Source organism: Shewanella sp. 5S214 (assembly GCF_041439795.1).
GTDB lineage: Bacteria > Pseudomonadota > Gammaproteobacteria > Enterobacterales > Shewanellaceae > Shewanella > Shewanella vesiculosa.
Genome location: NZ_JBGOOV010000029.1, coordinates 1 through 24,653, shown reverse-complemented (window position 1 = coordinate 24,653; position 24,653 = coordinate 1). Strand labels below are relative to the sequence as shown.

Annotated in this window: 15 protein-coding genes and 4 tRNA genes; 10 read left to right on the top strand and 9 right to left on the bottom strand. The window is 42.0% G+C overall.

Annotation, left to right across the window (positions count from 1 at the left end):
- The first annotated feature begins 223 nt into the window (after window positions 1-223).
- From ilvG to ACED29_RS17125, 5 genes are all read left to right on the top strand, one after another.
- Complete coding sequence (gene ilvG, locus ACED29_RS17145; protein ID WP_371698176.1) at window positions 224-1,909, top strand: acetolactate synthase 2 catalytic subunit; 1,686 nt, start codon at window positions 224-226, stop codon at window positions 1,907-1,909.
- Entirely contained in the window at window positions 1,906-2,163 is a 258-nt protein-coding gene (gene ilvM / locus ACED29_RS17140; protein ID WP_123778371.1) for an acetolactate synthase 2 small subunit, read from the top strand. Before ilvG ends, ilvM begins: the two co-directional genes overlap by 4 nt.
- Before the next feature lie 79 nt (window positions 2,164-2,242).
- Window positions 2,243-4,102, top strand: coding sequence for a dihydroxy-acid dehydratase (gene ilvD / locus ACED29_RS17135; RefSeq protein ID WP_371698175.1), 1,860 nt, complete (start codon window positions 2,243-2,245; stop codon window positions 4,100-4,102).
- 1 nt (window position 4,103) lies between these two features.
- The gene (gene ilvA / locus ACED29_RS17130; RefSeq protein ID WP_124017534.1) at window positions 4,104-5,675 is read left to right on the top strand and encodes a threonine ammonia-lyase, biosynthetic; all 1,572 of its coding nucleotides are present in this window, start codon (window positions 4,104-4,106) and stop codon (window positions 5,673-5,675) included.
- A gap of 423 nt (window positions 5,676-6,098) precedes the next feature.
- A complete protein-coding gene (locus ACED29_RS17125; protein ID WP_124017535.1) occupies window positions 6,099-7,235 on the top strand; it encodes an alanine--glyoxylate aminotransferase family protein in 1,137 nt (378 codons plus the stop codon).
- 77 nt (window positions 7,236-7,312) lie between these two features.
- Here the strand turns inward: ACED29_RS17125 and ACED29_RS17120 are convergent, their stop codons facing one another.
- The gene (locus ACED29_RS17120; protein WP_124017536.1) at window positions 7,313-7,561 is read right to left on the bottom strand and encodes an accessory factor UbiK family protein; all 249 of its coding nucleotides are present in this window, start codon (window positions 7,559-7,561) and stop codon (window positions 7,313-7,315) included.
- Between the two features lie 143 nt (window positions 7,562-7,704).
- Between ACED29_RS17120 and rep the strand changes: the two genes are divergently transcribed.
- Complete coding sequence (gene rep / locus ACED29_RS17115) at window positions 7,705-9,717, top strand: DNA helicase Rep (protein WP_124017537.1); 2,013 nt, start codon at window positions 7,705-7,707, stop codon at window positions 9,715-9,717.
- A 23-nt stretch (window positions 9,718-9,740) separates the two neighbouring features.
- Here rep and ACED29_RS17110 read toward each other — a convergent pair whose 3' ends face one another.
- On the bottom strand, window positions 9,741-12,365 hold the full coding sequence (locus tag ACED29_RS17110; protein WP_371698174.1) for a diguanylate cyclase domain-containing protein: 2,625 nt from the start codon (window positions 12,363-12,365) through the stop codon (window positions 9,741-9,743).
- Window positions 12,366-12,617: 252 nt separating this feature from the next.
- Here ACED29_RS17110 and ACED29_RS17105 point away from each other — a divergent pair.
- The 4 genes from ACED29_RS17105 (at window position 12,618) to ACED29_RS17090 (ending at window position 13,060) form a co-directional block, all read left to right on the top strand.
- Window positions 12,618-12,694, top strand: a tRNA-Arg gene (locus ACED29_RS17105).
- Window positions 12,695-12,745: 51 nt separating this feature from the next.
- Window positions 12,746-12,821, top strand: a tRNA-His gene (locus ACED29_RS17100).
- 26 nt (window positions 12,822-12,847) lie between these two features.
- Window positions 12,848-12,924: transfer RNA gene (locus tag ACED29_RS17095), tRNA-Pro, on the top strand.
- Between the two features lie 59 nt (window positions 12,925-12,983).
- A tRNA-Pro gene (locus tag ACED29_RS17090) sits at window positions 12,984-13,060 on the top strand.
- 427 nt (window positions 13,061-13,487) lie between these two features.
- On the opposite strand, the gene ACED29_RS17085 is transcribed toward ACED29_RS17090, so the two are convergent.
- From ACED29_RS17085 to ACED29_RS17055, 7 genes are all read right to left on the bottom strand, one after another.
- Entirely contained in the window at window positions 13,488-15,410 is a 1,923-nt protein-coding gene (locus ACED29_RS17085) for an EAL domain-containing protein (RefSeq protein ID WP_273058817.1), read from the bottom strand.
- Between the two features lie 7 nt (window positions 15,411-15,417).
- Window positions 15,418-16,068 (bottom strand): transglutaminase-like cysteine peptidase, encoded by a 651-nt coding sequence (locus tag ACED29_RS17080; RefSeq protein WP_182697793.1) that lies wholly within the window; start codon window positions 16,066-16,068, stop codon window positions 15,418-15,420.
- A gap of 86 nt (window positions 16,069-16,154) precedes the next feature.
- On the bottom strand, window positions 16,155-16,760 hold the full coding sequence (locus tag ACED29_RS17075) for an OmpA family protein (RefSeq protein ID WP_182755835.1): 606 nt from the start codon (window positions 16,758-16,760) through the stop codon (window positions 16,155-16,157).
- Window positions 16,760-18,172, bottom strand: coding sequence for a TolC family outer membrane protein (locus ACED29_RS17070; protein ID WP_371698173.1), 1,413 nt, complete (start codon window positions 18,170-18,172; stop codon window positions 16,760-16,762). The genes ACED29_RS17075 and ACED29_RS17070 overlap by 1 nt, the downstream gene beginning before the upstream one ends.
- A 22-nt stretch (window positions 18,173-18,194) precedes the next feature.
- Window positions 18,195-19,577: an HlyD family type I secretion periplasmic adaptor subunit gene (locus ACED29_RS17065; protein ID WP_182697796.1), complete on the bottom strand. Its 1,383-nt coding sequence runs from the start codon at window positions 19,575-19,577 to the stop codon at window positions 18,195-18,197.
- Complete coding sequence (locus tag ACED29_RS17060; RefSeq protein WP_124017544.1) at window positions 19,574-21,751, bottom strand: type I secretion system permease/ATPase; 2,178 nt, start codon at window positions 21,749-21,751, stop codon at window positions 19,574-19,576. Before ACED29_RS17060 ends, ACED29_RS17065 begins: the two co-directional genes overlap by 4 nt.
- 82 nt (window positions 21,752-21,833) lie before the next feature.
- On the bottom strand, window positions 21,834-24,653 hold a 2,820-nt coding region (locus tag ACED29_RS17055), incomplete at its 5' end, for an Ig-like domain-containing protein (RefSeq protein WP_371698172.1).

The following is a 24,653-nucleotide window of genomic DNA, read 5'->3' as shown; positions in this document are numbered from 1 at the left end:
TAAAACATGTTAAACCATGCAGCCATGCTCATTCTCGTAATTATTACCGTAGTGATTATTAAGTCACAGCGGGGGTGGCGTTTGGCAACTAGACTGACCTAAGAGTCAAACAGATTGCAAAAACCCCCGCTCCGAAAGGACCGGGGGTTTTTTAGTTTTAGGCTTAAAGAAAAACAACCACACAGTAGAGCAGCAGAACCATTGACGAAGTAGAGAGCAACATATGGAAGCAGGACAGAAAATGCGCGGCGCGGATGCAGTAATCAAAGTACTAGCAGCACATGGTGTGACAACCGTATTTGGTTATCCTGGCGGAGCGATTATGCCAATCTACGATGCCCTTTATGGCGGTCCGGTAGAACACTTGCTTAGTCGTCACGAACAAGGTGCTGCGTTTGCTGCTGTAGGGTATGCCCGCGCCAGTGGTAAAACCGGAGTGTGCTTTGCCACCTCAGGTCCAGGGGCCACGAATCTCATCACTTCACTTGCCGATGCTTTACTTGACTCAGTGCCATTAGTTGCCATAACCGGTCAAGTGTCTACTAGTGTTATTGGTACCGATGCATTTCAAGAAATCGATGTATTAGGTATGTCGTTATCATGTACCAAACATAGCTTTATGGTCACCGACATCAACGAGTTAATCCCAACGTTATATCGCGCATTCGAAATCGCTGCAGAAGGACGTCCTGGTCCTGTATTAGTTGATATCCCAAAAGACATCCAACTTGCGGCATTAGAATACAGAACACCGCTTCAAAGCGTTGCTGATGAGTTACAACCTCAGATAAGCGATTTAGATGCAGCTGCAGTGTTAATTAAGCAGGCTAAAAAACCTATGTTATACGTTGGCGGTGGTGTGGGGATGGCGGGTGCTGTTGCGCATTTACGTCAGTTCATCGACACCACGGGTATCCCATCGGTAGCGACGTTAAAAGGCTTGGGCAGTATTGCACATGGGACTAAAGGTTATTTAGGCATGTTGGGTATGCATGGTGGTAAAGGTGCCAACCTTGCAGTGCAAGAATGCGATTTATTGATGGTTGTCGGTGCACGTTTTGATGACAGGGTTACTGGCCGCCTTGCCAGTTTCGCCAGTAATGCCAAAGTATTGCATTTAGACATCGATGCCGCCGAAATTGGCAAGTTACGCCAAGCGGATGTCGCCATTGCCGCCGAGTTGAGCATAGTGTTGCCAGCATTAACTTCGGCGGTAGCAGATAAGCTTGATATTGGTCAGTGGCAAGCAGATGTTGAGGAGTTGTCTCGAAAGCATCAATGGGATTATCACCATCCAGGTGATTTAATTTATGCGCCAGCGATGTTACGTCGTTTAGCCAATAAATTACCGGAAGACAGCGTAGTTGCTTGCGATGTGGGCCAGCATCAAATGTGGGTTGCACAGCACATGTGGTTCCGCCGCCCTGAAGATCATTTAACCAGCGCAGGGTTAGGCACTATGGGCTTTGGTTTACCTGCTGCCATTGGTGCCCAAGTCGCACGCCCAGATGCGACTGTGGTTACTGTCTCTGGTGATGGCTCGTTTATGATGAATGTCCAAGAGTTAACCACCATTAAACGCCGTAAATTACCGGTGAAAATCTTACTGATTGATAACCAAAAACTGGGTATGGTTAAGCAATGGCAACAGCTATTTTTTGAAGAACGTTACAGTGAAACAGACTTATCTGATAACCCTAACTTTGTCCTTATGGCGTCGGCATTTGATATCCCTGGCCGAACCATTACGCGTGCGGATCAAGTCGAGCAAGGATTAGATGATATGTTAAACAGTAGCGGTCCTTACATGCTGCATGTTTCGATTGATGATATTTTTAACGTATGGCCTTTAGTACCGCCAGGTGCGAGTAATAGTGACATGATGGACCAAATGGAGAAGCAAACATGATGCATGCATTAGAAATAACCGTTCAGCAACGCCCCGAGGTACTTGAACGCGTGCTCCGTGTGACTCGCCATCGTGGATTTAAAGTCACTCAAATGCAGGTGCGCATCAACGACGACACCAGTATGGCGGTCGACTTATGGGTTGAGGCCGAACGCGCCATTGAATTGTTAAGTACCCAGTTAGATAAACTCATTGATGTGATGCATTGTAAAGTTTTGCCAGCAGTGTCACTGGATCAAGCAGCAAACAGTTAAGTTTTTTTATCACTCTTTATTAGAACGTTATCCGTGATCAAATCGGTAACGCGCTCCACATTAAACAAGGATATTTGCAATGCCAAAATTACGTTCAGCAACCAGTACCGAAGGCCGCAACATGGCAGGCGCCCGCGCACTATGGCGTGCCACTGGCGTAAAAGAAAATGATTTTGGTAAGCCCATTATTGCCATTGCCAATTCGTTCACCCAGTTTGTACCGGGTCATGTACATTTAAAGAATATGGGCTCATTGGTTGCTGGCGCGATTGAAGAGGCGGGCGGTATTGCCAAAGAGTTCAATACTATTGCCGTCGATGATGGTATCGCCATGGGTCATGGCGGCATGTTGTACAGCTTACCGTCTCGTGAGTTAATTGCAGATAGTGTTGAATATATGGTCAACGCTCATTGTGCCGATGCATTAGTGTGTATTTCTAACTGCGATAAAATTACCCCAGGCATGTTAATGGCCGCGCTGCGATTAAATATTCCGGTGGTATTTGTGTCCGGTGGCCCAATGGAAGCAGGTAAAACCAAGTTATCTGATCAAATTATTAAACTTGATTTAGTCGATGCCATGATTGCCGGTGCAGATTCTAATGTCAGTGATGAAGACAGCAAGCAAATTGAACGCAGTGCTTGCCCTACATGTGGCTCATGCTCGGGTATGTTTACTGCTAATTCAATGAACTGTTTAACCGAAGCCTTAGGTTTGTCTTTACCGGGTAATGGTTCAATGCTTGCAACTCATGAAGACCGTCGTGAATTATTTTTAGAAGCAGGTCGCCGGGTGATGATGCTTGCTGAACGTTATTACAAGCATGACGATGAAACTGCCTTGCCACGTAATATTGCGTCATTTAAATCATTTGAAAATGCCATGGTACTCGATGTTGCCATGGGAGGTTCATCTAATACTGTGTTGCATTTAGTCGCCGCAGCGCAAGAGGCGGAAATTGACTTTACCATGGCGGATATTGATCGCATATCGCGCTTAGTGCCTCATCTATGTAAGGTTGCGCCTTCAACGCCTAAATATCATATGGAAGATGTTCACCGTGCTGGTGGGGTAATGGGGATTTTAGGCGAGTTAGATAGAGCAGGTTTAATCCATAACGATGTACCGCATGTGGCCGCAGACAATGGTGGTGATTTAAAATCAGTCTTAGCTAAGTACGACATTAAACAAACTAACGATCCAGATGTAATCCGCTTTTTTAGTGCCGGCCCTGCTGGTATTCCCACCACGAAAGCATTCAGCCAAAATTGTCGTTGGGACAGTGTTGATGATGATCGTGAAAATGGCTGTATTCGTTCGCGTGAGTTTGCCTTTAGCCAAGAAGGGGGCTTAGCCGTATTGTCAGGTAATGTGGCCGTTGATGGTTGTATTGTGAAAACCGCAGGGGTAGACGAGTCTAACTTAACCTTTGTTGGTAGCGCTCGAGTGTATGAAAGCCAAGACGATGCGGTAGCCGGTATTCTCGGTGGCGAAGTCGTTGAAGGTGATGTAGTGGTTATCCGCTATGAAGGCCCTAAAGGTGGCCCGGGTATGCAAGAAATGCTCTATCCAACAACCTACTTAAAATCACGTGGTTTAGGCACTAAATGTGCGTTAATTACCGATGGGCGTTTTTCCGGTGGTACTTCAGGTTTATCGATTGGTCATGTGTCACCAGAAGCGGCGTCAGGTGGCACCATTGCACTTATCGAGAACGGCGATCAAATTGCCATCGACATTCCCAAGCGTAGCATTCAACTTAATGTCAGCGATAAAGATCTTGCTCAGCGTCGCACTGCGATGGATGCCAAAGGTCCGCTAGGTTGGAAGCCGGTTGCTCGTGAACGTTATGTGTCATTAGCGCTTAAGGCGTATGCATTATTGGCCACCAGTGCTGATAAAGGTGCCGTTCGCGATCGCTCTAAGCTGGAGGGGTAATATGTTGGCTTTGGCGTCTCAAACTCAATTAGATTTAGCGCATTATTATTTACAGAAAATTTTGCTGTCGTCTGTTTATGATGTGGCTAAAGTGACGCCATTGTCGAGCATGAATAAATTGTCTGCTCGCTTTGGTTGTCAGGTGTATTTAAAGCGTGAAGATATGCAGCCTGTGCATTCGTTTAAAATACGTGGTGCCTACAACCGTATCGCAGCGTTAACTCAAGATGAGTGCGATAGAGGTGTGGTGTGCGCATCAGCGGGCAATCACGCTCAAGGGGTAGCGATGTCTGCTGCCAGTCGCGGTATTGATGCCGTAATTGTAATGCCTAGTACCACGCCAGATATTAAGATTGATGCGGTGAAACGCTTAGGTGGCAATGTGGTCCTTCATGGGCAGGCGTTTGATCAAGCCAATGACTATGCCAAAAACCTCTCGGCAACAGAAGGACGGGTGTATATCGCCCCATTTGATGACGAAGCGGTTATTGCCGGACAAGGCACTATTGCTCAAGAAATGGTACAACAACAACGCGATATTGAAATCGTGTTTGTGCCTGTTGGCGGTGGTGGTTTAATTGCCGGTATTGCGGCCTATTACAAAGCGGTGATGCCGCAAGTTAAGATCATTGGGGTTGAACCCGAAGACGCTGCTTGCTTAAAGGCGGCACTCGAAGCTGATGAACCAGTAACTTTGGCTCAAGTGGGGTTGTTTGCTGACGGCGTAGCGGTTAAGCGGATTGGTACTGAGCCATTTCGCTTAGCGCGTGAATACGTTGATGAAGTGGTTACCGTTACTTCTGATGAAATTTGCGCCGCGGTTAAAGATATTTTTGAGGATACTCGCGCGATAGCAGAACCCGCTGGAGCCTTGTCGATAGCAGGGCTTAAAAAGTACATGGCGCAACAGGGTGATTCTATCGATGCCCCCAAAAAAGTAGCGGCTATTCTCAGTGGTGCTAACGTCAATTTTCATAGTTTACGTTATGTGTCTGAACGTTGTGAATTAGCTGAGCAAAAAGAGGCGGTGTTAGCGGTAAAAATACCTGAAAAACCAGGCAGTTTTTTACGTTTTTGTGAGTTACTTGATAAACGAGTGATGACCGAGTTTAATTACCGTTTTAGCAGTCGTGATATTGCAGTGGTATTTGCGGGTATTCGTCTCACTGGCGGCCAAGCAGAACTCAGTGAGATCATTGCTAAGTTAGAGTCTGAAGGCTTTGAAGTTCAAGACTTATCCCAAGATGAAACCGCTAAATTACACGTGCGTTATATGGTCGGTGGTCACCCACTTGAGCCATTAGAAGAGCGCTTATTTAGCTTTGAGTTTCCTGAGCATCCCGGGGCATTGCTGAAGTTTTTAACCACTTTACAGAGCAAATGGAATATCAGTTTATTTCATTACCGTAATCATGGTGCAGCCTTTGGTAGGGTGTTAACCGGTTTTGAAGTACCGGCTAAAGATGACGTCGCGTTTGCGCAATTTTTAATGGAGCTCGGTTTCGTTTATCAAGAAGAAACCCACAGTCCGGCTTATCAGTTATTTTTAAATAGTGCGAAAGCAAAATCATAATTCATTTTTAACTGACCTGAACTATGGATAAGAGGCGAAGATATGATATTAAAGATCATAGGCTTAGACGTTTATCACTATCAAACTTGTCATTTTTTTACTAACAAGGCGAATTGCGCGTCAATAGCGGGTCTATGGCAAGTTGATTCAACACCGTTAGCAAGACAAAGGGCTGTTTGAGAGGCGTTTGTTATCCCTAGTTCAGGTTAACTACCATTCTTAGGTGATTTAGTGCCTCAATGTGGTATTGTCAGTACGCCTAAAACGAAAAAATATTCGTGGGTCTGTAGAAACGATTACCAACAAGTGAATGTTGATTTATTTTGCTGCAACTGATTGGTATGTTTTGCTTTATATGTAGGGTAAATTTTTCCAGATTCATATTGAGTTATGAATTTTAGACCTCATTTTAAGGAGACATTGATGTTACCCGTGCCAACAATTCCAGTTTTTATGCCACCGCGCAGAATCTTAATGGGCCCAGGCCCATCTGATGTGTATCCCGAAGTGCTTGCGGCACAATCAAGGCCGACTATCGGTCACCTTGACCCATTATTTGTCGGCATGATGGATGAGCTCAAAAGCTTAATTCAATATGCTTTTCAAACTAAAAACGAAATGACTTTAGCGGTATCAGCACCAGGCAGTGCCGGTATGGAAACCTGTTTTGTCAATTTAGTTGAGCCAGGCGAAAAGGTCATCGTATGTCGTAATGGGGTGTTTGGTGAGCGCATGCGTCAGAACGTTGAACGAGTTGGCGGTGTAGCAGTTGTTGTCGACAATGAATGGGGCGAACCTGTATGCCCAGATAAAGTTGAAGCAGCACTCGTGGCGCATCCTGATGCAAAATTTCTCGCATTTGTGCATGCCGAAACTTCAACAGGTGCACTGTCTGATGCGAAAACCTTGTGCACCTTAGCGCAATTACATGACTGTATCAGTATTGTTGATGCCGTAACCTCATTGGGTGGTGTTGAATTGCTGGTGGATGAGTGGGGCATTGATGCCATTTATTCTGGCAGCCAAAAGTGTCTCTCCTGTGTCCCCGGTTTATCGCCTGTGTCATTTTCACCTAAAGCAGTTGCCAAGCTTAAAGCCCGTACTACCCAAGTACAAAGTTGGTTTTTAGATCAAACCTTAGTCATGGGTTATTGGGGCAATAGTGCTGGTGCTAAACGCAGTTATCATCATACTGCGCCAGTGAATGCCTTATATGCTCTGCATGAATCTTTACGTTTACTTGCCAATGAAGGGCTCGAAAATGCCTGGGCAAGACACCGAAAAATGCACTTGTTACTGCGTGATGGGCTAACAACATTAGGCTTTAAATTTGTGGTTGAAGAGTCGTCGCGTTTACCGCAACTCAATACAGTATACATTCCAGACGGTGTCGATGACGCTGCAGTGCGTAAGCATTTATTGGAAGAATATAATTTAGAAATTGGTGCTGGACTAGGAGCTTTAGCAGGTAAAGCATGGCGTATCGGCCTGATGGGCTTCAGTGCTCGTCGTGAAAATGTCGCCCTTTGCTTACACGCATTAGAAGAATCGTTAACATAAACATTGATTGTTGAATCATCATAAAAATGACGCTTTAGAGCGTCATTTTTTATGATTTTTCAGAGATTATTTAGTCGCTAATCAGCTAACTTTTTCTCTAATTCATTGACTTGTACTTGTAATGCTTCCAGCTTTTCACGGGTTTTCAGTAACACATGTTGCTGCACTTCAAACTCTTCACGCGATACCACATCCAGCTTCATCAGTTGGTTTTGTAATAGCTGCTTGCTGCGCTCTTCAAATTCCCCGGCAAACTGCTTAACACCGCTAGGTAAGTTGTCGCTAAGTTGTTTAGCGAGCTCTTCAATTTTCTTTGGATTAATCATTATGATCCCCTACTGATATATTGAGTTAATTGTAACCGAGGTGAGCGCTTTTCCAAACCTTAACTGTGATTTTTCGTTAACCGTCACCAGTTGATTCTGCTATGATCCGCCTTCGTTTAACGTTAAGTAAGGTGTAATAATTAATGAAACTCAATCCAGGGCAAAATGAAGCCGTACATTATGTGTCGGGTCCATGCTTAGTGCTTGCTGGCGCGGGGAGTGGTAAAACACGAGTTATCATTAATAAAATTGCTTACTTAGTTGAAAAGTGTGGCTACAAAGCCCGTAATATTGCCGCCGTAACCTTTACTAATAAAGCCGCGCGTGAAATGAAAGAGCGTGTGGCTCAGTCTATGGGCCGCAAAGAAGCCCGTGGATTATGGATATCTACCTTTCACACCTTAGGACTCGAAATCATTAAGCGTGAGCATAAAGTGCTTGGGCTTAAGGCGGGTTTCTCTTTGTTTGATGATCAAGACACCTTCGCGCTATTAAAAGAGCTGACTGAAGATGAGTTCGATGACGATAAAGATTTAATCAAGTCCTTGGCATCAGCCATATCGAACTGGAAAGGGGGATTAGTGATCCCTCAGCAGGCAATCAGTATGGCAAAAGATGAGCAAAGCCAATTATTTGCTACCTTGTATCAACGATATGCTCAGCATATGAAGTCCTATAATGCGCTCGATTTTGATGATCTTATCTTAATTCCAACCTTATTGTTGCGGATGAATGAAGAGGTGCGTACCCGCTGGCAAACCAAAATTCAATACTTGCTGGTGGATGAGTATCAAGATACTAATACTAGCCAATACGAATTAGTAAAACTGTTGGTGGGTCAGCGTTCACGTTTTACCGTGGTAGGTGATGACGATCAGTCTATTTATTCTTGGCGTGGCGCCAAACCGCAAAATCTGGTGTTGCTAGGAACTGATTTTCCTAAGCTTAAATTAATTAAGCTAGAGCAAAACTATCGATCAAGCCAACGAATTCTCCGTGCTGCCAATATTTTGATTGCCAACAACCCTCACGTGTACGATAAGGCGTTATTTAGTGAGTTAGCTTATGGTGAGCCACTAAGAGTATTAATAGCCGCTAACGAAGAGCAGGAAGCTGAGCGAGTGGTGGCAGAGATCATTCGGCATAAGTTTGTTGGGCGGACTAAATTTGGTGATTACGCCATTTTATACCGAGGTAATCATCAATCTCGTTTACTCGAACGATCGCTCATGACCAACCGCATTCCTTATAAGCTCAGTGGTGGTACTTCCTTTTTCTCCCGAGCAGAAATTAAAGACATCATGGGGTATTTACGTTTAGTGGTGAATCCTGACGATGATAATGCTTTTTTGCGGGTGGTTAACTTGCCTAAACGTGGTATCGGCCCTGCATCGCTGGAACGTTTGGGTAATTTTGCTAATCAAAAGCATATTTCGCTATTTGAAGCGATTTTTGATGTTGAATTGAATCATCACCTTGCACCCGCGGCAGTCAACTCGCTGTATCAATTTGGCAAATTTATTGTTGATACTGGTGAGCTAGCAACTCGTGGAGAGCCGGTTGAAGCGATTAAACAGCTGATCCGCAAAATTAATTACGAAGATTATCTGTACGAAACCAGTACCAGCGCTAAAGCGGCCGAAATGAGGATGAAAAATATTTCGGAATTATACCGTTGGGTTACCGAAATGCTCGAAGGTGATGAGTTAGATGAACCGATGACGCTACCGGAAGTGGTTACTCGATTAACCCTGCGCGACATGATGGAACGTAATAGCGAGGATGAAGGTGGCGATCAAGTACAGTTAATGACTTTACATGCTTCTAAAGGACTGGAATATCCTTTTGTATTTATGGTGGGGGTTGAAGAGAGAATTTTACCGCACCAGTCGAGTATTGACGAAGACAATGTCGATGAAGAACGGCGTCTGGCTTATGTGGGGATAACGCGAGCGCAGCGTGAATTATGGTTTGTGATATGTCGCGAGCGCCGCCAATTTGGTGAGACGATGCGCTGTGAACCCAGTCGCTTTTTACTTGAGTTACCACAAGATGACTTAATCTGGGAAAACCGTAAGCCAGTTCAAACTGAAGAGCAGCGTGTGGAAACCAGTAAAAGCCATATTGCCAACATACGCGATATGTTTAAAAAGTAGTGCTAATTAGGTTGGCCTATTGATTAGGCACAAGACTTATGGGGCTTTTTTTTTTCGTTAAATAATTTGCTGATTGCTCGCCCTTGACCACGCATATAACCAAGTTCTAAAAACTGTCTTACTTGTTGTTGCGTGTCAATGGTAGTGGCGTACATGTCGAAATTAAGTGTTTGCGCCGTCAATTGGTAAGCTTTGACTAATTGTAACTGTTTATCATTGAGTAAGTGCTTACTGATGTCTTCATCTAACTTTAACGCTTTAATCGGTAAGAAGCTTAAACAACTGAGCGAGCTGTAACCTGTACCATAGCCATCGATACCGATTTGCACACCCAGTTGCGAGATAAGCTCGAAGCCATTGATATGATTTTCGGTGTCTTGCATCAAGGCTTGTTCGTTAAAAAATAATATCAGTTTACGTAAATCGATATTACTGCCTTTGATGGTATTTTTGAGATTGCGTAACACAAACTTATTTTTAATATGTTGACTGCTAATCGATAAGTGCAGATCAATATTGGTACCATATCGTTGCTTAATTGATTGGAAATGTTCATTTAAGTGGCCAAACATATAAGCATCTAAATTCAGTGTTAGCTGATATTGTGCCGCCAAGCGTTTCATTTTTGAGTGATCAATAATGCCTTGTTTTAGATGATGCCATTCAACTTGTGGTTCAATAGCAATAATCTCACCAGTGTTAAAGTCGACCACTTCAATATAATGTATCTTAAATCCCTGTTGCTCGAGCGCCTGCTTAAATTCAATTTCTAAGTCATGTTGTAATTTAGATTTCGCGCTCAGCTTGTTATCAAAAATGACGAAACACCCTTTACCATTTGCTTTAGCTTGATACATTGCGGCGTCAGCATCTCGCAGAAGAGATTCACTGGTCACTAGCTTATTACGTCCGCTAAAAGCCACCCCTATACTCGCACCAGAGATGAATTCTTGTTTGGCTAACTGATAGGGCATAGATAATGTTTGTAAAATACGCTCACAGACTTCGACGGCATCTTCTGTGGCATTAATTGAGTCCAGTAATATAACAAATTCATCACCGCCCATGCGAGCCAGAGTATCGTTGTCGCGAATACATGATTTTATGCGTTGTGACGTTTCAATTAAAAAACGATCGCCTTCTAGGTGACCAAAAGAGTCATTGATGACCTTGAAACGGTCAAGATCGATAAATAATAATGCAAATTGATCTAGCCCATGACGACGTAAGTGCTTTAATGCTTGTGATAAACGTTCCATCAAATAGCTACGGTTAGGTAACCCTGTCAGGCCATCATGTTGAGCATCATATAATAATTGATCTTCCATTTTCCGGCGTTGATTAATCTCTTTTTGGAGATTGTTGTTGAGTTCTGCAAGCGCCATGGTACGTTGAACAACTTTATCTTCTAATAGCTCGTGGCTATTCTTCAGTGACTCAGCAGCGAGTTTACGTTCAATCGCATTAGCCATGTGCTGCGACACAAAGGTCAGCAGTTCAAGATCTTTTAATTGATAAATATGGGCGTCATCTAGACTATAAATGGTTAATGCCCCAGCAACTTCACCATTAATGATTAACGGAATACCTATCCATTGATGCATTCTATCGGTTTTGTTTAATTCTGGTGATTTAGCGTAAATTTCACCTAGGCTAACCATGGTCGAGATATCTTTAGCTGAAAATAATCGCGGTAATTTATGTTGGAGAATATATTCGGTTAATCCATCTTGCATTGGGCGAGAGGCAGGATATTCAGCCGTCATTTGCGACACATAAAACGGAAACGACAGCATATTATTTTTGTCAATTAACGAAATAAAACAGTTATTGGCAGGAATGAGCTGGCTGATAATAGCGTGGAGCCGTAAGTAGAAATCTTGCTGAAGCACGTTGGATGCAGATAAATCGGCAATTTCAAACAGTGTTTTTTGCAATTTCTCCGCTTTAACTCGTTCAGTGACTTCTTGTTTAACCTTCTCATACGCTTGGCTGAGCTCTTTAGTGCGCTCCACAATGGCTTGCTCAAGTTGTTGATGATGCTCAAGCCGCTCCATTACTCCTGAAATATGATGGCAAATAAAGCCCATTAACTCTAATTCTAACTCACCGTAAGTATTGGCTTCGTTGTAGCTTTGCACCACAAGTACACCACTGACGACGTCTTTGGTTTTAATCGGTACGCCAAGCCATTGATGACTTGGCGAGCCCAGGCTTTTAATATCGCCACTGGCAATCAATTCATTAAACTTATTATCGTCGCATAACAAAGGCTCACCATTGCGAAGCACATACCCAGTTAGACCACTATTGAGTAATGCCGATATTTCTTGGTCTGGGTAAAGCTCTGTTGGATGAGAATCTTGTTGGTCAGCAAAAAAGGGTAAACTTGTTAGCCCTGTTTTAGCATCTTGAGATGCAATAAAAAAGTTTTCTGCAGGGATAAGCTGTTGTAGATGTAAATGAACTCGTTGATAAAAGTCATCAAGTGAAGTGACCTGAGTTGCAATATTGGAAATACCGAGTAAGGCGTTTTGAATAATCTCAGAACGTTTATATTTTTTAGCCAAACGCTTTAAACGAGCGACCCGTTTTTGGAGATGCTCGATCCTAGGAAAGGTTTCAGAGTGGCTAATGATTGTATCCATACCCTTGTTTATCGTTATCCTATTAATTCTGTGAACAAATATTGTTGAACAGTCATTATAATTACCATAAATATAAATGTGATCCAAGCGAAATAAATGTAAATACAAAGTTAATAATTGTCGTAAGTGATAAAAAATAGGTTAATTGTTGCCTTAAACGCGTAAAAGTTAGTCAGTCAGTCAAAAGAAAGTAAATCAAGGCTAGACGTGAAGCTGTTTTATCCCTATTATATGCCTCGCTAACCAAGGCGAGCGCCCATAGCTCAGCTGGATAGAGCGTACCCCTCCGGAGGGTAAGGCCGAAGGTTCGAATCCTTCTGGGCGCACCATTCGGCAAGTACAGTTTCTGTCGTATTGGTTAGTAGAATTGAAAGTCAGTGGTGATTGTAGCTCAGTTGGTAGAGTCCCGGATTGTGATTCCGGTTGTCGTGGGTTCGAGCCCCATCAGTCACCCCATTCAATTTGTTGTTTTATATTTATTTCGGTGATTAGCGCAGCCCGGTAGCGCATCTCGTTTGGGACGAGAGGGTCAGAGGTTCGAATCCTCTATCACCGACCACATTTAAGTAAACAGGTTAACTTGATTAATTGGTTTACTGCACAGTTTAAAGTAAATTTCGGTGATTAGCGCAGCCCGGTAGCGCATCTCGTTTGGGACGAGAGGGTCAGAGGTTCGAATCCTCTATCACCGACCAATTTAAAAAAGCCACTCTTATGAGTGGCTTTTTGTTTTTCTAGAATCGATTAATGATTCTAATGGTATATTGTTATTTCAGCAACCATCATAAATCCTCAATCTAATTGATTGTATGAGCGTTAATATCGTTGTGCTGTTCTATTATGCCTATCTGTATTGAGCTCCTTAGGCTGCGTTATAGGCCGTATTAGCGCCTAATTATGTATCGCCCCCAAGCAACAACTTTCTAGCAGTGGTTCAAGAGATCAACCTAAATGTGTTGTGGCCACTCCATTAAACGTGAACTCTGGGCAAGACGTTAAAATATAATTATAAAGATTATAAGTTTAGACGTTAACCACTATCAATTAGTGAGCTAATCGCCGAGATATAAAAAACCACTCAAAAGAGTGGTTAGTTTTCAGCGAGCAATTCATTGATATAATTTAAAGGTCTATATTCACTGGCGGTACAATAAAGCCTTGATAGGCATCCACTCTGAGATCTGTAAACCTTGTTAATTGTTCAGCTTCCTGGATCCCTGTGACAATAACTTGAATATCTAATCCTTTAGCAACATTGACTAACGCACGGCATAATTCACTGTTATGTTGATTATCTTCAATGTAAGCCAGTGATTGGTCAAGTTTGACATAGTTAGGACGTAAGCTTTGTAAGTAGGCCATAGAGCCAAATTGACGACCAAAATGGTCAATACCAAAATGGGCGCCAGAATCTCTAATGACTTTACACAGATTTTCACAAGATTCTAAGTCGCTATAAACACTCGCTTCTGGAATTTCGAAACAAATACGATCGGCGTATTTACTGGCTCGTAGGAACTGTTTTAACCATACATGGAAATCAGTATCACTTATACTTTGATAGGTGAGGTTAATGGCAACACGTTCATAATTACGTTCAAATAAACGATTTTCATTGATGGTTTCAATTAAGCAACGATCAAGCATAGTCCCTAATGAGAGCAATTCTACATAAGGCATAAATTGACCTGCGTGCAGGGTTGTTTCGCCAATTTTCAGCTGACAATATAGCTCGCGTTGACAAATTTCATCTCTGGCACATAACTGAATAGGCTGCCAACGGAATTGGAAGTTTCTGGTCTTGATAGCATTGTTTAAATTACTGCGCCATTCTTCTCGGGTAAAAAGCTGCTTTTGAGTGTTTTCAAACCAATGGAACACCTTTTCGTCTTTAATGGCTTGTTGCAATGCGTTATCTGCTTGGGCCAGCATATCAGATACCGTCATTTGCCCTAAACGCTCTGCTACACCAATATAAAACTGTTCGTTGGGTTTGCAGCCAGATTTAGATATTTCTTTATTCACAGTGCGTATGAGACTCTGCAAATATTTAGTCAGTTGGTCGTGTTCACAGTCTTCAACAAGAAAGGCAAATTCGTACGCAGCAATCCGCGCAATAACAGAAGAGGATATTTCATCTTGGTGATGCTGTAATTTCTCCGCCAGAATACGAATTGTCTCATCACGAACTTGGAAACCATATTTACTGTGAACTTCTTCTAACCAATCCATTTTGACTAAGTAAAGCGCTCCGGTACTGGGCTCGCTTAACCAGCCATTCACTCGACTTACCATGTATTGTCTATTTGGCAGTCCAGATACTTGATCGACGAGATTTTTCTTTCTTAATGCAGAGACTTCTTCGTCGAGGGAGTTAAATACTTGTTTTAACTGAGCAGACATGCTGTTAAATGCATTGACTAGTTCTTTGAGTTCTTTGGTTTTTGGTGCTGGCATATCAGGGCCAAATTGGCGCTCAGCAATTTTTTTTGCGTGTACAGAAAGGGTATTTAATGGTTTTAATATCCAGCTTAATCCTACTCTTGCACAGATAATAGCAATGAGGAATAAGATCGAAAATAGAATAATAATGTCGGAAATAATCCGCCATAATTCTTGATAGCCAAAACCTGGATTTGCGGTAATTTCTAGCGTGGCAAGTTGTAACCAACCTGAAGTAATCGTAGTTTGTTTTTTTATTGTTTTAAACAAATTAAGATCAATAAACCATTGAGGAACATTGTCGACTTGTACCGCGTTATTCCACACCTGCTGCTTGCCACCCACTAACCAAGTTAACTTAATTTGTTGGTAGTAGCCGCCCTCAAAAATAACATTGACTAATGTTTCAGCTCCGGCATCATCACCCGCTTCTAAAACAGGCGTTAGCATCAGTCCTAATGAGTTGCTGGCATTATTAAGATCAGATTCCATCTGTTTAGATAAGAAACCTTGGGTCTCTGAAAATTGTACGTAGGCTACACTTGCAATTGTTAGCAAGAAAAGCCCAAAAAGTAACGCATAGATCTGCCTGAACAGGGTCATGTTGTTACTACTCCATGTTGAGTTTTGGTTGGCGTAGGCGATCTACACCTAATCTAAGTTTAAGGTCAGTCCATTTTTCAAGGCGTGATGATGAGCCAGCTAACACACCTCGACCTTTTTCTTTGTTTAACCATAATTGTTTACCGTTAAAACTGTAAACAGGCAGAAGATCTGTTCTTTTTGTTGCCAGCTTTATGGTTTTATCTAAATTATCAAGCACTAGCGGGATTGAATTTGGTTTTTCGTAATACGCTAAAACCATATGATACTGATTTAAAGATGTTGCTTTTACCATGGTTATTCTGAGTTTGTCTTCAGGAATACCAAGCTGGAGTAGCGTAAAGTATTTTGCTATTGAAAAGTCTTCACAATCCCCGCCATTGGCACCAATAAACTCCATTGGCGATGCCCAATAATTGGAGTCGCCCCACAATGTTTGATCATCAATAAATCTAAATAAATTAAAAAATTGATTAACTTTTTCTAATTTGTCTATATCAGCAAGTTGTTGCGAATCTCTGACGATATTAAACCAAGCATTGGCTCGTAATCCGGCGCGATCGCCATAGCGTTGCGATAATGCAGCGACGGTTTTGTCTTGGTTTAACTCTTGTGTCGGAGCGGCAAATAAACATGAAACTAAAAGGGCCGATGCCATAATAAAAACATGGCAGACCCTTTTATATAGCGATATGGTTACTTTGCTGCTTTCGCGACTCAAAGAATCAATGCCTTGTATGTCCGTTAGTCAACTTCTTCATCTACAGTGTAGATATTCCATCGCATTGCTGGAAGGGTATCATCAGCTGTCACTTCAGCGATTACACGACGATTACGTTCCTCTGCTGCTGGTGTGCCACTGTTATCGATAGGACGATCAAAACTATAACCAATTGCCGTTAAGCGACTTGGATTGATACCATAGGTGGTTTTTAACACATCAGTGACAGCTTTAGCACGATTTTGAGATAACGCTAAATTTAGCTCATAACTGCCAACTTTGCTTGTATGACCTTCAATTGTCACCCTTGTGGTCGGATATGTTTCCATCAATTTAGCTACTTTTTCAATTTGGTTATAATATTGAGGTTCGATAACCGTAGAATTATTACTAAATAGAATTTTTAAGTCTTGGCGTTCATTGATATTTGTTATTCTGCCACAACCATAGTTGTCAACCGCAGCACCCACAACAGTACCAGCGCAACGTTCACGGGCCATGATCACGCCATCACGGTCACTATCATTAAGATCAAATTGTTGAGTTGTAGATGGATTCGACTCAACAATATCGGTTACTGAACAGCCTGCAGTCGTTATCAATGCGAATAAAACTAGTAAGTATTTCATTATTTTACTCCTCCTTCATAATCCTGCTCTCCACGCCATTCTCCTGGACGTGTTACTCGAAGTGAGTCAAGTAGATCGCCAGTTGCATTTAGTACTCGATAGCGAGCGGCAATTTCATCGTACTCAGTTTGTAAGTAATCCTTACGAGCTTCAAATAGTTCATTTTCGGTATCGAGTAAGTCAAGAAGGGTACGTTGACCCAAATTAAACTGTTGTTCATAAGCGACTTGAGTCTGTTTTGCTGCAACAACATGTTCGCGAATAAACTGTTTTTGCGGTGCTAACATTTCATAGGCATTCCAAGCTAAAGAAATACCTTCAACAACTTCACGATAAGCGCGTTGTTGGACCTCTTTTGCCTCATTGATTTTATAGGCGCTCTCTCTGTCTTTAGAGGTGTCTTTACCACCAGAGAAGAGGTTGTATTTCATCCTAACCATGGCGACTAAGTCATTATTATAGCCATTGACGTTCTGGCTATTAATCGCGCTATAGCCGTCTTCACCAGAGGTATCATTATTCCAGTTACCGTTAAGCTCTAAACTTAATTTTGGATAATAGTTAGCTTGGCCTGAACTTCGTTCTTTTTTAGCAGCATTAATGTCATTTTCTGCTGATTTTAATATTGGGTGTTTTGCTTTAGCTAACATGATCCCTTTATCTAAACTTTCAGGCAGCAAATCGGCATCAGGCACAGGTAGAATTAAGTCAACAGGCTGTGCTTCAACCACTCTAAAAAAGGCTGCGCGGGCATCTTGTAGATTATTTTTAGCTGAAATAACATTGGCATTTGCACGGGCGAGACGGCCTGCAATTTGCGATAAATCTGCTGTTGATCCCAATCCAGAATCTGTACGTTGTTTTATTTGGTCATATATATCTTTATGACTCGCGAGATTTTTTTCAGACAGCAATAATACTTGCTCACTACGAATGTAGTTTAAGTAGACTTTTGTCACATCCAATGCGGTATCTTCAGCAGCAGAAAATAATGCCCACTGATCTGCACTCGCTTCAAATGAATAGCGATCGACTTCGCTACTGGTATAAAAACCATCAAAAAGCATTTGTTTGATGCTAACACCGGCTTCGCCACGTTCTAAATCAATCATACCGTCACTATCAACATCACCTTGACCCGCTCGGCGACGTGTTGAAGGACTATCTGTTTGTTCCCAGCCATAACCCGCTGTGATATCAAGTGTCGGCATGTATCCTGATTGAGCTTGATTAACTTGCTCTTCACGTGCTTTAAAGCGATTAAAAGCTATACGTAAATCTGGGTTTGTATCTAGTGTATATGCAACAGCTTGCTCAAGTGTTTGACTTGAAGCTGTCGGGGCTATCAGCATTGACAAAGTTAGTGCTATAACAGTTAACTTGTTTTGCTGTTTTGTTGTAGTAATAGTCATTAAAAAACCCTCCTGGTTCTTCTTAGCGCTCTCTAAGAGCTGTATCTTTGGCTCTTAAAATTGGATTTAAAATATACTCAAGTATGGATCTTTTTCCTGTAATGACATCAACCGAAGTGAGCATTCCAGGAATAATTGGCATCTCTGTACCATCGTCTTTCATTAAACTGGATTCTTGTGTTCTTACTTTTACAATATAGAAACTGTTACCTTCATCGTCCTGTGACGTATCGGCACTAATATGCTCAACCGTTCCTTTGAGCCCACCATAACGAGTAAAGTCATAGGCAGTCACTTTGACGATTGCAGGTAATCCTGGATGTAAAAAAGCAATATCTTTTGGTATTATTTTGGTTTCTATCAGTAATTTATCTTCTGAAGGAACAATTTCCATAATATCTTCGCCTGGCTGAACAACTCCACCCAAAGTATTAAAGTTAATCTTTTTAATGGTGCCAATAACAGGAGAGGTAATGACAGCTTTGCTGACTTTATCAAATGCTCCTTTTTGCGCTTGGTTCATGCGCGATAATTTCGTTTGCATTTCATTTAGCTGTGCCCGTAGATCGGTAGCATAAACAAACACAGCGTCGCGACGTTTTAAAATGGCCTCATCCATAGCGGCTTTCACTTTTGGGCGCAAGAGTCTAACAGATTGTAATTCGCCCTGAATATCGTTTACGGTGCGCTCAAGTTTGAGGAGTTCTACTTCAGGCACAATGCCTTTACGAGCAAGCGGTCGAGTCAATTCGAGTTCGCGAGATACTAATTGATAACTTGTCGTAAGTGTACTGATTTTAGAAGCTAATTCTTCAATTTCTTGTTGTCGTTGTTGAATTTGACGCGCTAAAATTTCTAATTGGTTACTTAAATTATCAAGTCGAATGGAATACTCTTCTTGTTGGCGTTTAACCAGTTCTGGTTCTTCATCAATAATGGTTTGTGGAAAAACTAAATTTTGCTTAGTAATTTTCACTTGTTGGCGCCAGTCTGAGGACATGTCAGAGATAATTATGCTATCCAACTCAGTGCGCATGCGAATAATATTTGTCTGTAACCCAAAGACCTCTTGCTCTTGTTGGTCAAAGTCTGAGCGAAATCGTGTGTCATCAATACGAGCTAAAGGTTGATCTTTAGTCACTAATCCACCTTCTTGAACATAGATCTCTTGTAAAATACCACCATCTAAACTTTGAATAACTTGCAGTTGTGAAGAGGGAATGACTTTACCGGTTCCTGTCGTCACCTGATCTAATTCTGAGAAATATGCCCAAATAAAAAAACACATCATCATTGCCGCGAGCGACCAAATAATAAGACGATGCCCTGACGGGGCATCGGTCATCATGGCGCCATAAACATCATCGACCATTTCTAAATCTTTCGTTGTCAGATATTTACTCATGAAGATTGGCCTCCAGACAGGGTCCCTGAATTGAGTTTTGCTAGGACCTCATCTTTAGGGCCATCAGCCACAACATGACCACGTTCGAGTACAATAATACGATCGACAAGATTTAATAAATGCATTTTATGGGTAATAAGTAGTAAGGTTCTTTCACGGCTCACTAGCTGCATTGAGCGAATAAACTGTTTTTCAGCTCGAGCATCGAGGCTTGCCGTTGGCTCATCCATTAATAATATTGACGGGTCATTTAATGTTGCCCTTGCTAAAGCAACGGTTTGCCTTTGACCACGGCTAAGTGCGAGACCACCTTCACCCACTTGTTGGTCTAAGCCTTCTGACTCTAAGTTAGTAAACATACTCACGCCAGAAAGCTGGATAGCTCTTATTAATTGATGCTCTGTCACTTGACGAGATCCAAATAAAATATTGTCGCGGATGGTACCGTGAAATAAGGTGACGTCTTGGGGTAAGTAGCCAAAGTTACGTCTAAGATCGCTAGGGTGAATTTGTCCAGCATCAAGGCCATCATAGCGAAGACTACCTTGAGTTGGTTTATACAGTCCGAGTAGTAATTTGGCTAAGGTACTTTTACCTGAGCCATTTCGGCCAATGATGGCAATGCGCTCACCTGGATTAATATTGATTGAGAAGGGGTGTAAGCTTGGTTTTTCCGAGCCTGGAAAGCTGAAACTAATATTATCAGCTTCAATTTTGCCCATAAACCGTTCTTTACTGGCTAGATTTCCTTTGTCTTCAAACTCATCTTCTTGTTCCATGATAGCGTCTAGTTGGCGCAGTGAACTTATTGTATGATTACCACGAGTAATTAAGCCTGCTAATTGTGCCATCGGTGATATGGCTCTGCTAGATAGCATGACTGCAGCAATGATCCCACCCATAGAGATTTCGTTGTCAGCTAATCTGTACACACCCAGTATCACGACCATGACAACAGTTAATTGCACCATGAAGTTAGCAATATTAGTCACATAATTGGATAGCTTTTTAGTTTTAAGTTGCCAGTTAGCAGTATGACCGATCATTTGTTGCCAGCTTTTCTGCACTAAGCCTTCGGCGCCATTAGCTTTAATTGATTCTAATGCGGTTAAACTTTCTATTAAATGTCCATGCTTTAAGCTAGCAAAACGATTACTTTCTTCAATGGCTTGTTTTAGTTTAGGTTGAAGATAAAAGGTCACCGCAATAATAACTAAGCTGCAAATTACTGGGATGATGGCTAAATCACCCGCGACAATATAGATGATGAGCACAAATAGTAGTGCAAACGGCAAATCAACCAATGCAGTTATGGTGGCCGAAGTTAAAAACTCGCGAATACTGTCAAACTCACCTAGTTGTCTTGCCATACCGCCAACACTTGGCGAGCGTTTTGACAGTGGAATACCAATGGCTTTTGCAAATAGTTTTGATGAAACAATAATGTCGACTTTTTTACCTGCAATATCGATTAAATAGCTTCGTAACTGCCGCATAATAAAGTCAAATATATAAGCAATGCTGGCACCTATGGCTAAAACCCAAAGTGATTCAAATGCAAGGTTGGGCACCACTTTGTCATAAACATTCATAATAAAGAGTGGTGAAACTAGTGCAAAAAGGTTAACTAATACTGAGGCTATAAGCGCATCTCGGTAAATAGGAGCAGAGTCTTTGATGCTTTGCATTAACCAATGTGTTTTGCTGTCATGCAGGTGAACATCAAAACTTTTATCACCACGATAATCTTGTTTAACTAAGAATAAATAGCCGACGTATAGGGTTTCTAAACCTTCGATTGTTAGAGTATCTTCGCCACCCGTTTCGGGTAATTGAATTATGGCTTTGTCTTGTTCTAGATCTATTTCTCTTAAAATACATGCCTTTTTATCTTTTAATAATAAGATACAAGGCAATAAAATTTTGGAAATTTGATTTAAATCTTTTCGTGATAACTTCGCTGATAATCCAGCTCTACCAGCCGCTTGAGGGATTAAATCAGGTGTGATGACTGCACCAGACAGCGGAAGTCCTGCCGCAAGAGAATCTATTGAGCAAGGGTTGCCAAAATGTTCAGTTAATAACACTAGACAGTCGAGTAAAGGATCAACCGTTACCCGTTGGGCAGCCGAAATAGTCCATTGCTCACTTGTGTTAGACGCAGTTTTAGGCACCTAATCTTTATCCTTAATATTATTGTTAGAATTATCAAATATGCGCCGCATGATACTATGTGGCGCAGTCAATGTGTTGTTATTAAGGAATAATATTTCCATTATGTTGATCAAATAGATCAGCATGAGTGGTTCCTGGTGACGGAGCTGGGTTGGCTGTTGCAGTATCAACAATAAGTGCACCATCATTAAGCAAACCGTTAATAATCACGCCCTCATCATTGCTACCGTATTCATGCGATAGGTCTACACCATCGAGTATGATCAATTGGTCAACACTGCCATTAAGGTCGGCATCGATAGAAATTGTCGTACTGCCATTACTGAACGAGAATTCAAGATAGGATTCTAAGTTACCGTTCTGTTCATTTTGTAATAAATCACTGATATGAAGAGAGTCATTGTTAACTTCGAAGTCTTTAATCGTATCTGTACCAGTATCGCCCTTAGACCATACAAAAGTGTCATTACCCAGACCACCAATGAGTGTGTCATCGCCTAAACCACCGATAAGCACGTCATTACCTTCGCCGCCATGGATAAGGTCATTGCCGCCTTGGCCGAAAATGATATCGTTACCCGCTGCGCCATTTAAAATATCGTTACCGTCATATTGATTATTGATATTAAATTCATTTACATGTTCACGAATGTAATCATGTACTTCACTTACATCAATATCGGCAATGTTTTGGCCTGTTTTATCTGCAACATAGCTTTGTAAAGCGAGATAGCCTTGTTCCGTTATACCAGCAAACTGGGCCAAGTCACCAAAGATAATGTCATTACCAGCAGCACCATCAACATTATCATCACCTTGAAGTAACTGTGTTTCAGTACCCAAAATAACAGAGGCAAGGTTGTTGGCATTAACACCAGTTACTGGAGTGCCGTCAGAATCATAATTTTGTAGAGTAGTATAATTAATACCGTTGCCGATCCCGATAGCCTCGATATCTGAAATGGCATTCAAATTAGCAAAAGCTGCAGGAGCGCTACTTGAATTAGTATTAGGATAACCATCGGTAATAAAGTAGGTTAAGTTTTCACCACCACTTAAACTGTTGAACCAGCTTGTAGCAGCATTAAAGCCTGCCGCATAATTTGTATTACCACCAGAAGCCATAGCATTGAGTGCTGCGGCTAATAACGTAAGAGCATTGGTGTCAGCTAAGTTGACTGGAACTGAAGCTTGAAGACCAGTATCAAAATCCACTAACAAAATATTCACTATGCCCGAATGTGTACCACCTATGCTTGCCTTTAGCGTATCAAATACTGAGGTTAACTGAGCTTTCATGATATCGAGCTGAGTACGACCTACACTTCCAGAAGTATCGACAATGAAGGCAATATTGTAAGATTCACCATCAACTATTTTTATCGACTGCTGATCACTAACGATAACATCGTTATTGTTTGTTCCTTGAATCGTGTCATCGTTAGGATTTCCGGTATAGCTCACATAAGTTGAGCTAGGATCAGATTCTCCCACAATATTTATGGTCACAGTTGCTGTATCTGTAGCACCATATTGATCTGTTACTGTGTAGGTAAAGGTATCAGTTGACAGCTCGCCAGCCGTTAGTGATTCAAATGCATTATTGGTGTCGTAAGAATAGGTACCATCGCTGTGTATGGTTAATAGTGCACCACTATCTAGCAAAATCATCTGACCATCTGTAACTGTTGCACCATTCACCCCAGTTAGCGTAAATGTATGACCTTGCGCATCTGAGTCATTATTCAATAGGCCTAGGCTAGTATCTGTAATAGATAGCACGCCATCTTCAGAGACCATATAAGTGCCCATAATAGCTGGACCAGACGCGGTAATGCCGGTTAAGAAGTAATCAGATGAGTCACTTAAGACACTACCATTCGTTGCTTCATTAATTGTCTGTGTTGCTTCAAACACTAATTGGTCAAAGACAATATTACCAGTGTCAATATTGAAAGTCCCCACATTGCCAGCGTCCGTCTTGAATGTGTCGCTTGCGACTAGTTGGCCATTATAATAAGCCTTCCAAATTCCTTGTTCGCCATTATTTTCATCTGAAAACAGGTTAGAAACACTGAATTCAGCTTTATTTACTAGGCCATTAAAATCAATGACAACCGACTCTGAGGTGCCTGTCGCTGAGTTATATTCAATTTGTCCAGTAATTTGGTCTGAGCTGCGTGGAGATCCTGCTACTCCGAGCAAATTATTACCAGGTTCATAGTTTAATACACCCATAGAACCATCAGCATTACGAGCGGATATCGTCATTAGATTCTCGCCATTAGACTGTGGAATAGTCCAAGCGGTATTAGAACCTGTGGTCACTGAATATGATGATCCAGGAAGGTCATCGTTAGCATCAACGTTATTAAGATCAAAGGTCACAATTGCAGTATCACTTAAGCTGCCATCACTTGTCTTAACGGTTAGGCTAATTTGGCTACCATTGTCATAGTTAATTTGTGTCGTGTCATTAACAGAAATGACCCCAGTCTGAGCATCAATAATAAATGCACCATTTTCGCTAATTAAGCTGCTCGATCCATTAGCCAGAATGAAAGAGTAAGTTAAGTTATCGCTATCAATATCGGTATCGTTACCTGTGTTGGCATCATTCACATCATATACGCTAGTGCCATTGGCAATCGAATCGTTAATAGTGCTGCTGTAATCATCAATGACTGGAGCATCGTTCACTGGGGTGACGGTGATGGTCAAGGTCGAGGTGTCAGTGCTTGAGCCGTCGGTTAACACATAAGTGATCAGCGGCACAGGGCCGTTGTAGTTGGCGACCGGGGTGAAGCTGTAGCTGCCGTCAGCGCTCAAGGTGAAGCTGCCGACACCGCTAATGGTGACCGCTTGGCCTAAGGTCAAGGGGCCGGTCACGCCATCAATGCT

Excerpts from the sequence above, each read along its gene's own strand:
- ilvA (WP_124017534.1), top strand. The coding sequence starts at position 4,104 with ATGTTGGCTTTGGCGTCTCAAACTCAATTAGATTTAGCGCATTATTAT.
- ACED29_RS17125 (WP_124017535.1), top strand. The coding sequence starts at position 6,099 with ATGTTACCCGTGCCAACAATTCCAGTTTTTATGCCACCGCGCAGAATC.
- ACED29_RS17080 (WP_182697793.1), bottom strand. The coding sequence starts at position 16,068 with ATGGCATCGGCCCTTTTAGTTTCATGTTTATTTGCCGCTCCGACACAA.
- ilvD (WP_371698175.1), top strand. The coding sequence starts at position 2,243 with ATGCCAAAATTACGTTCAGCAACCAGTACCGAAGGCCGCAACATGGCA.
- ACED29_RS17085 (WP_273058817.1), bottom strand. The coding sequence starts at position 15,410 with ATGACCCTGTTCAGGCAGATCTATGCGTTACTTTTTGGGCTTTTCTTG.
- ilvM (WP_123778371.1), top strand. The coding sequence starts at position 1,906 with ATGATGCATGCATTAGAAATAACCGTTCAGCAACGCCCCGAGGTACTT.
- ilvG (WP_371698176.1), top strand. The coding sequence starts at position 224 with ATGGAAGCAGGACAGAAAATGCGCGGCGCGGATGCAGTAATCAAAGTA.
- ACED29_RS17070 (WP_371698173.1), bottom strand. The coding sequence starts at position 18,172 with ATGACTATTACTACAACAAAACAGCAAAACAAGTTAACTGTTATAGCA.
- ACED29_RS17120 (WP_124017536.1), bottom strand. The coding sequence starts at position 7,561 with ATGATTAATCCAAAGAAAATTGAAGAGCTCGCTAAACAACTTAGCGAC.
- ACED29_RS17110 (WP_371698174.1), bottom strand. The coding sequence starts at position 12,365 with ATGGATACAATCATTAGCCACTCTGAAACCTTTCCTAGGATCGAGCAT.
- ACED29_RS17065 (WP_182697796.1), bottom strand. The coding sequence starts at position 19,577 with ATGAGTAAATATCTGACAACGAAAGATTTAGAAATGGTCGATGATGTT.
- ACED29_RS17075 (WP_182755835.1), bottom strand. The coding sequence starts at position 16,760 with ATGAAATACTTACTAGTTTTATTCGCATTGATAACGACTGCAGGCTGT.
- rep (WP_124017537.1), top strand. The coding sequence starts at position 7,705 with ATGAAACTCAATCCAGGGCAAAATGAAGCCGTACATTATGTGTCGGGT.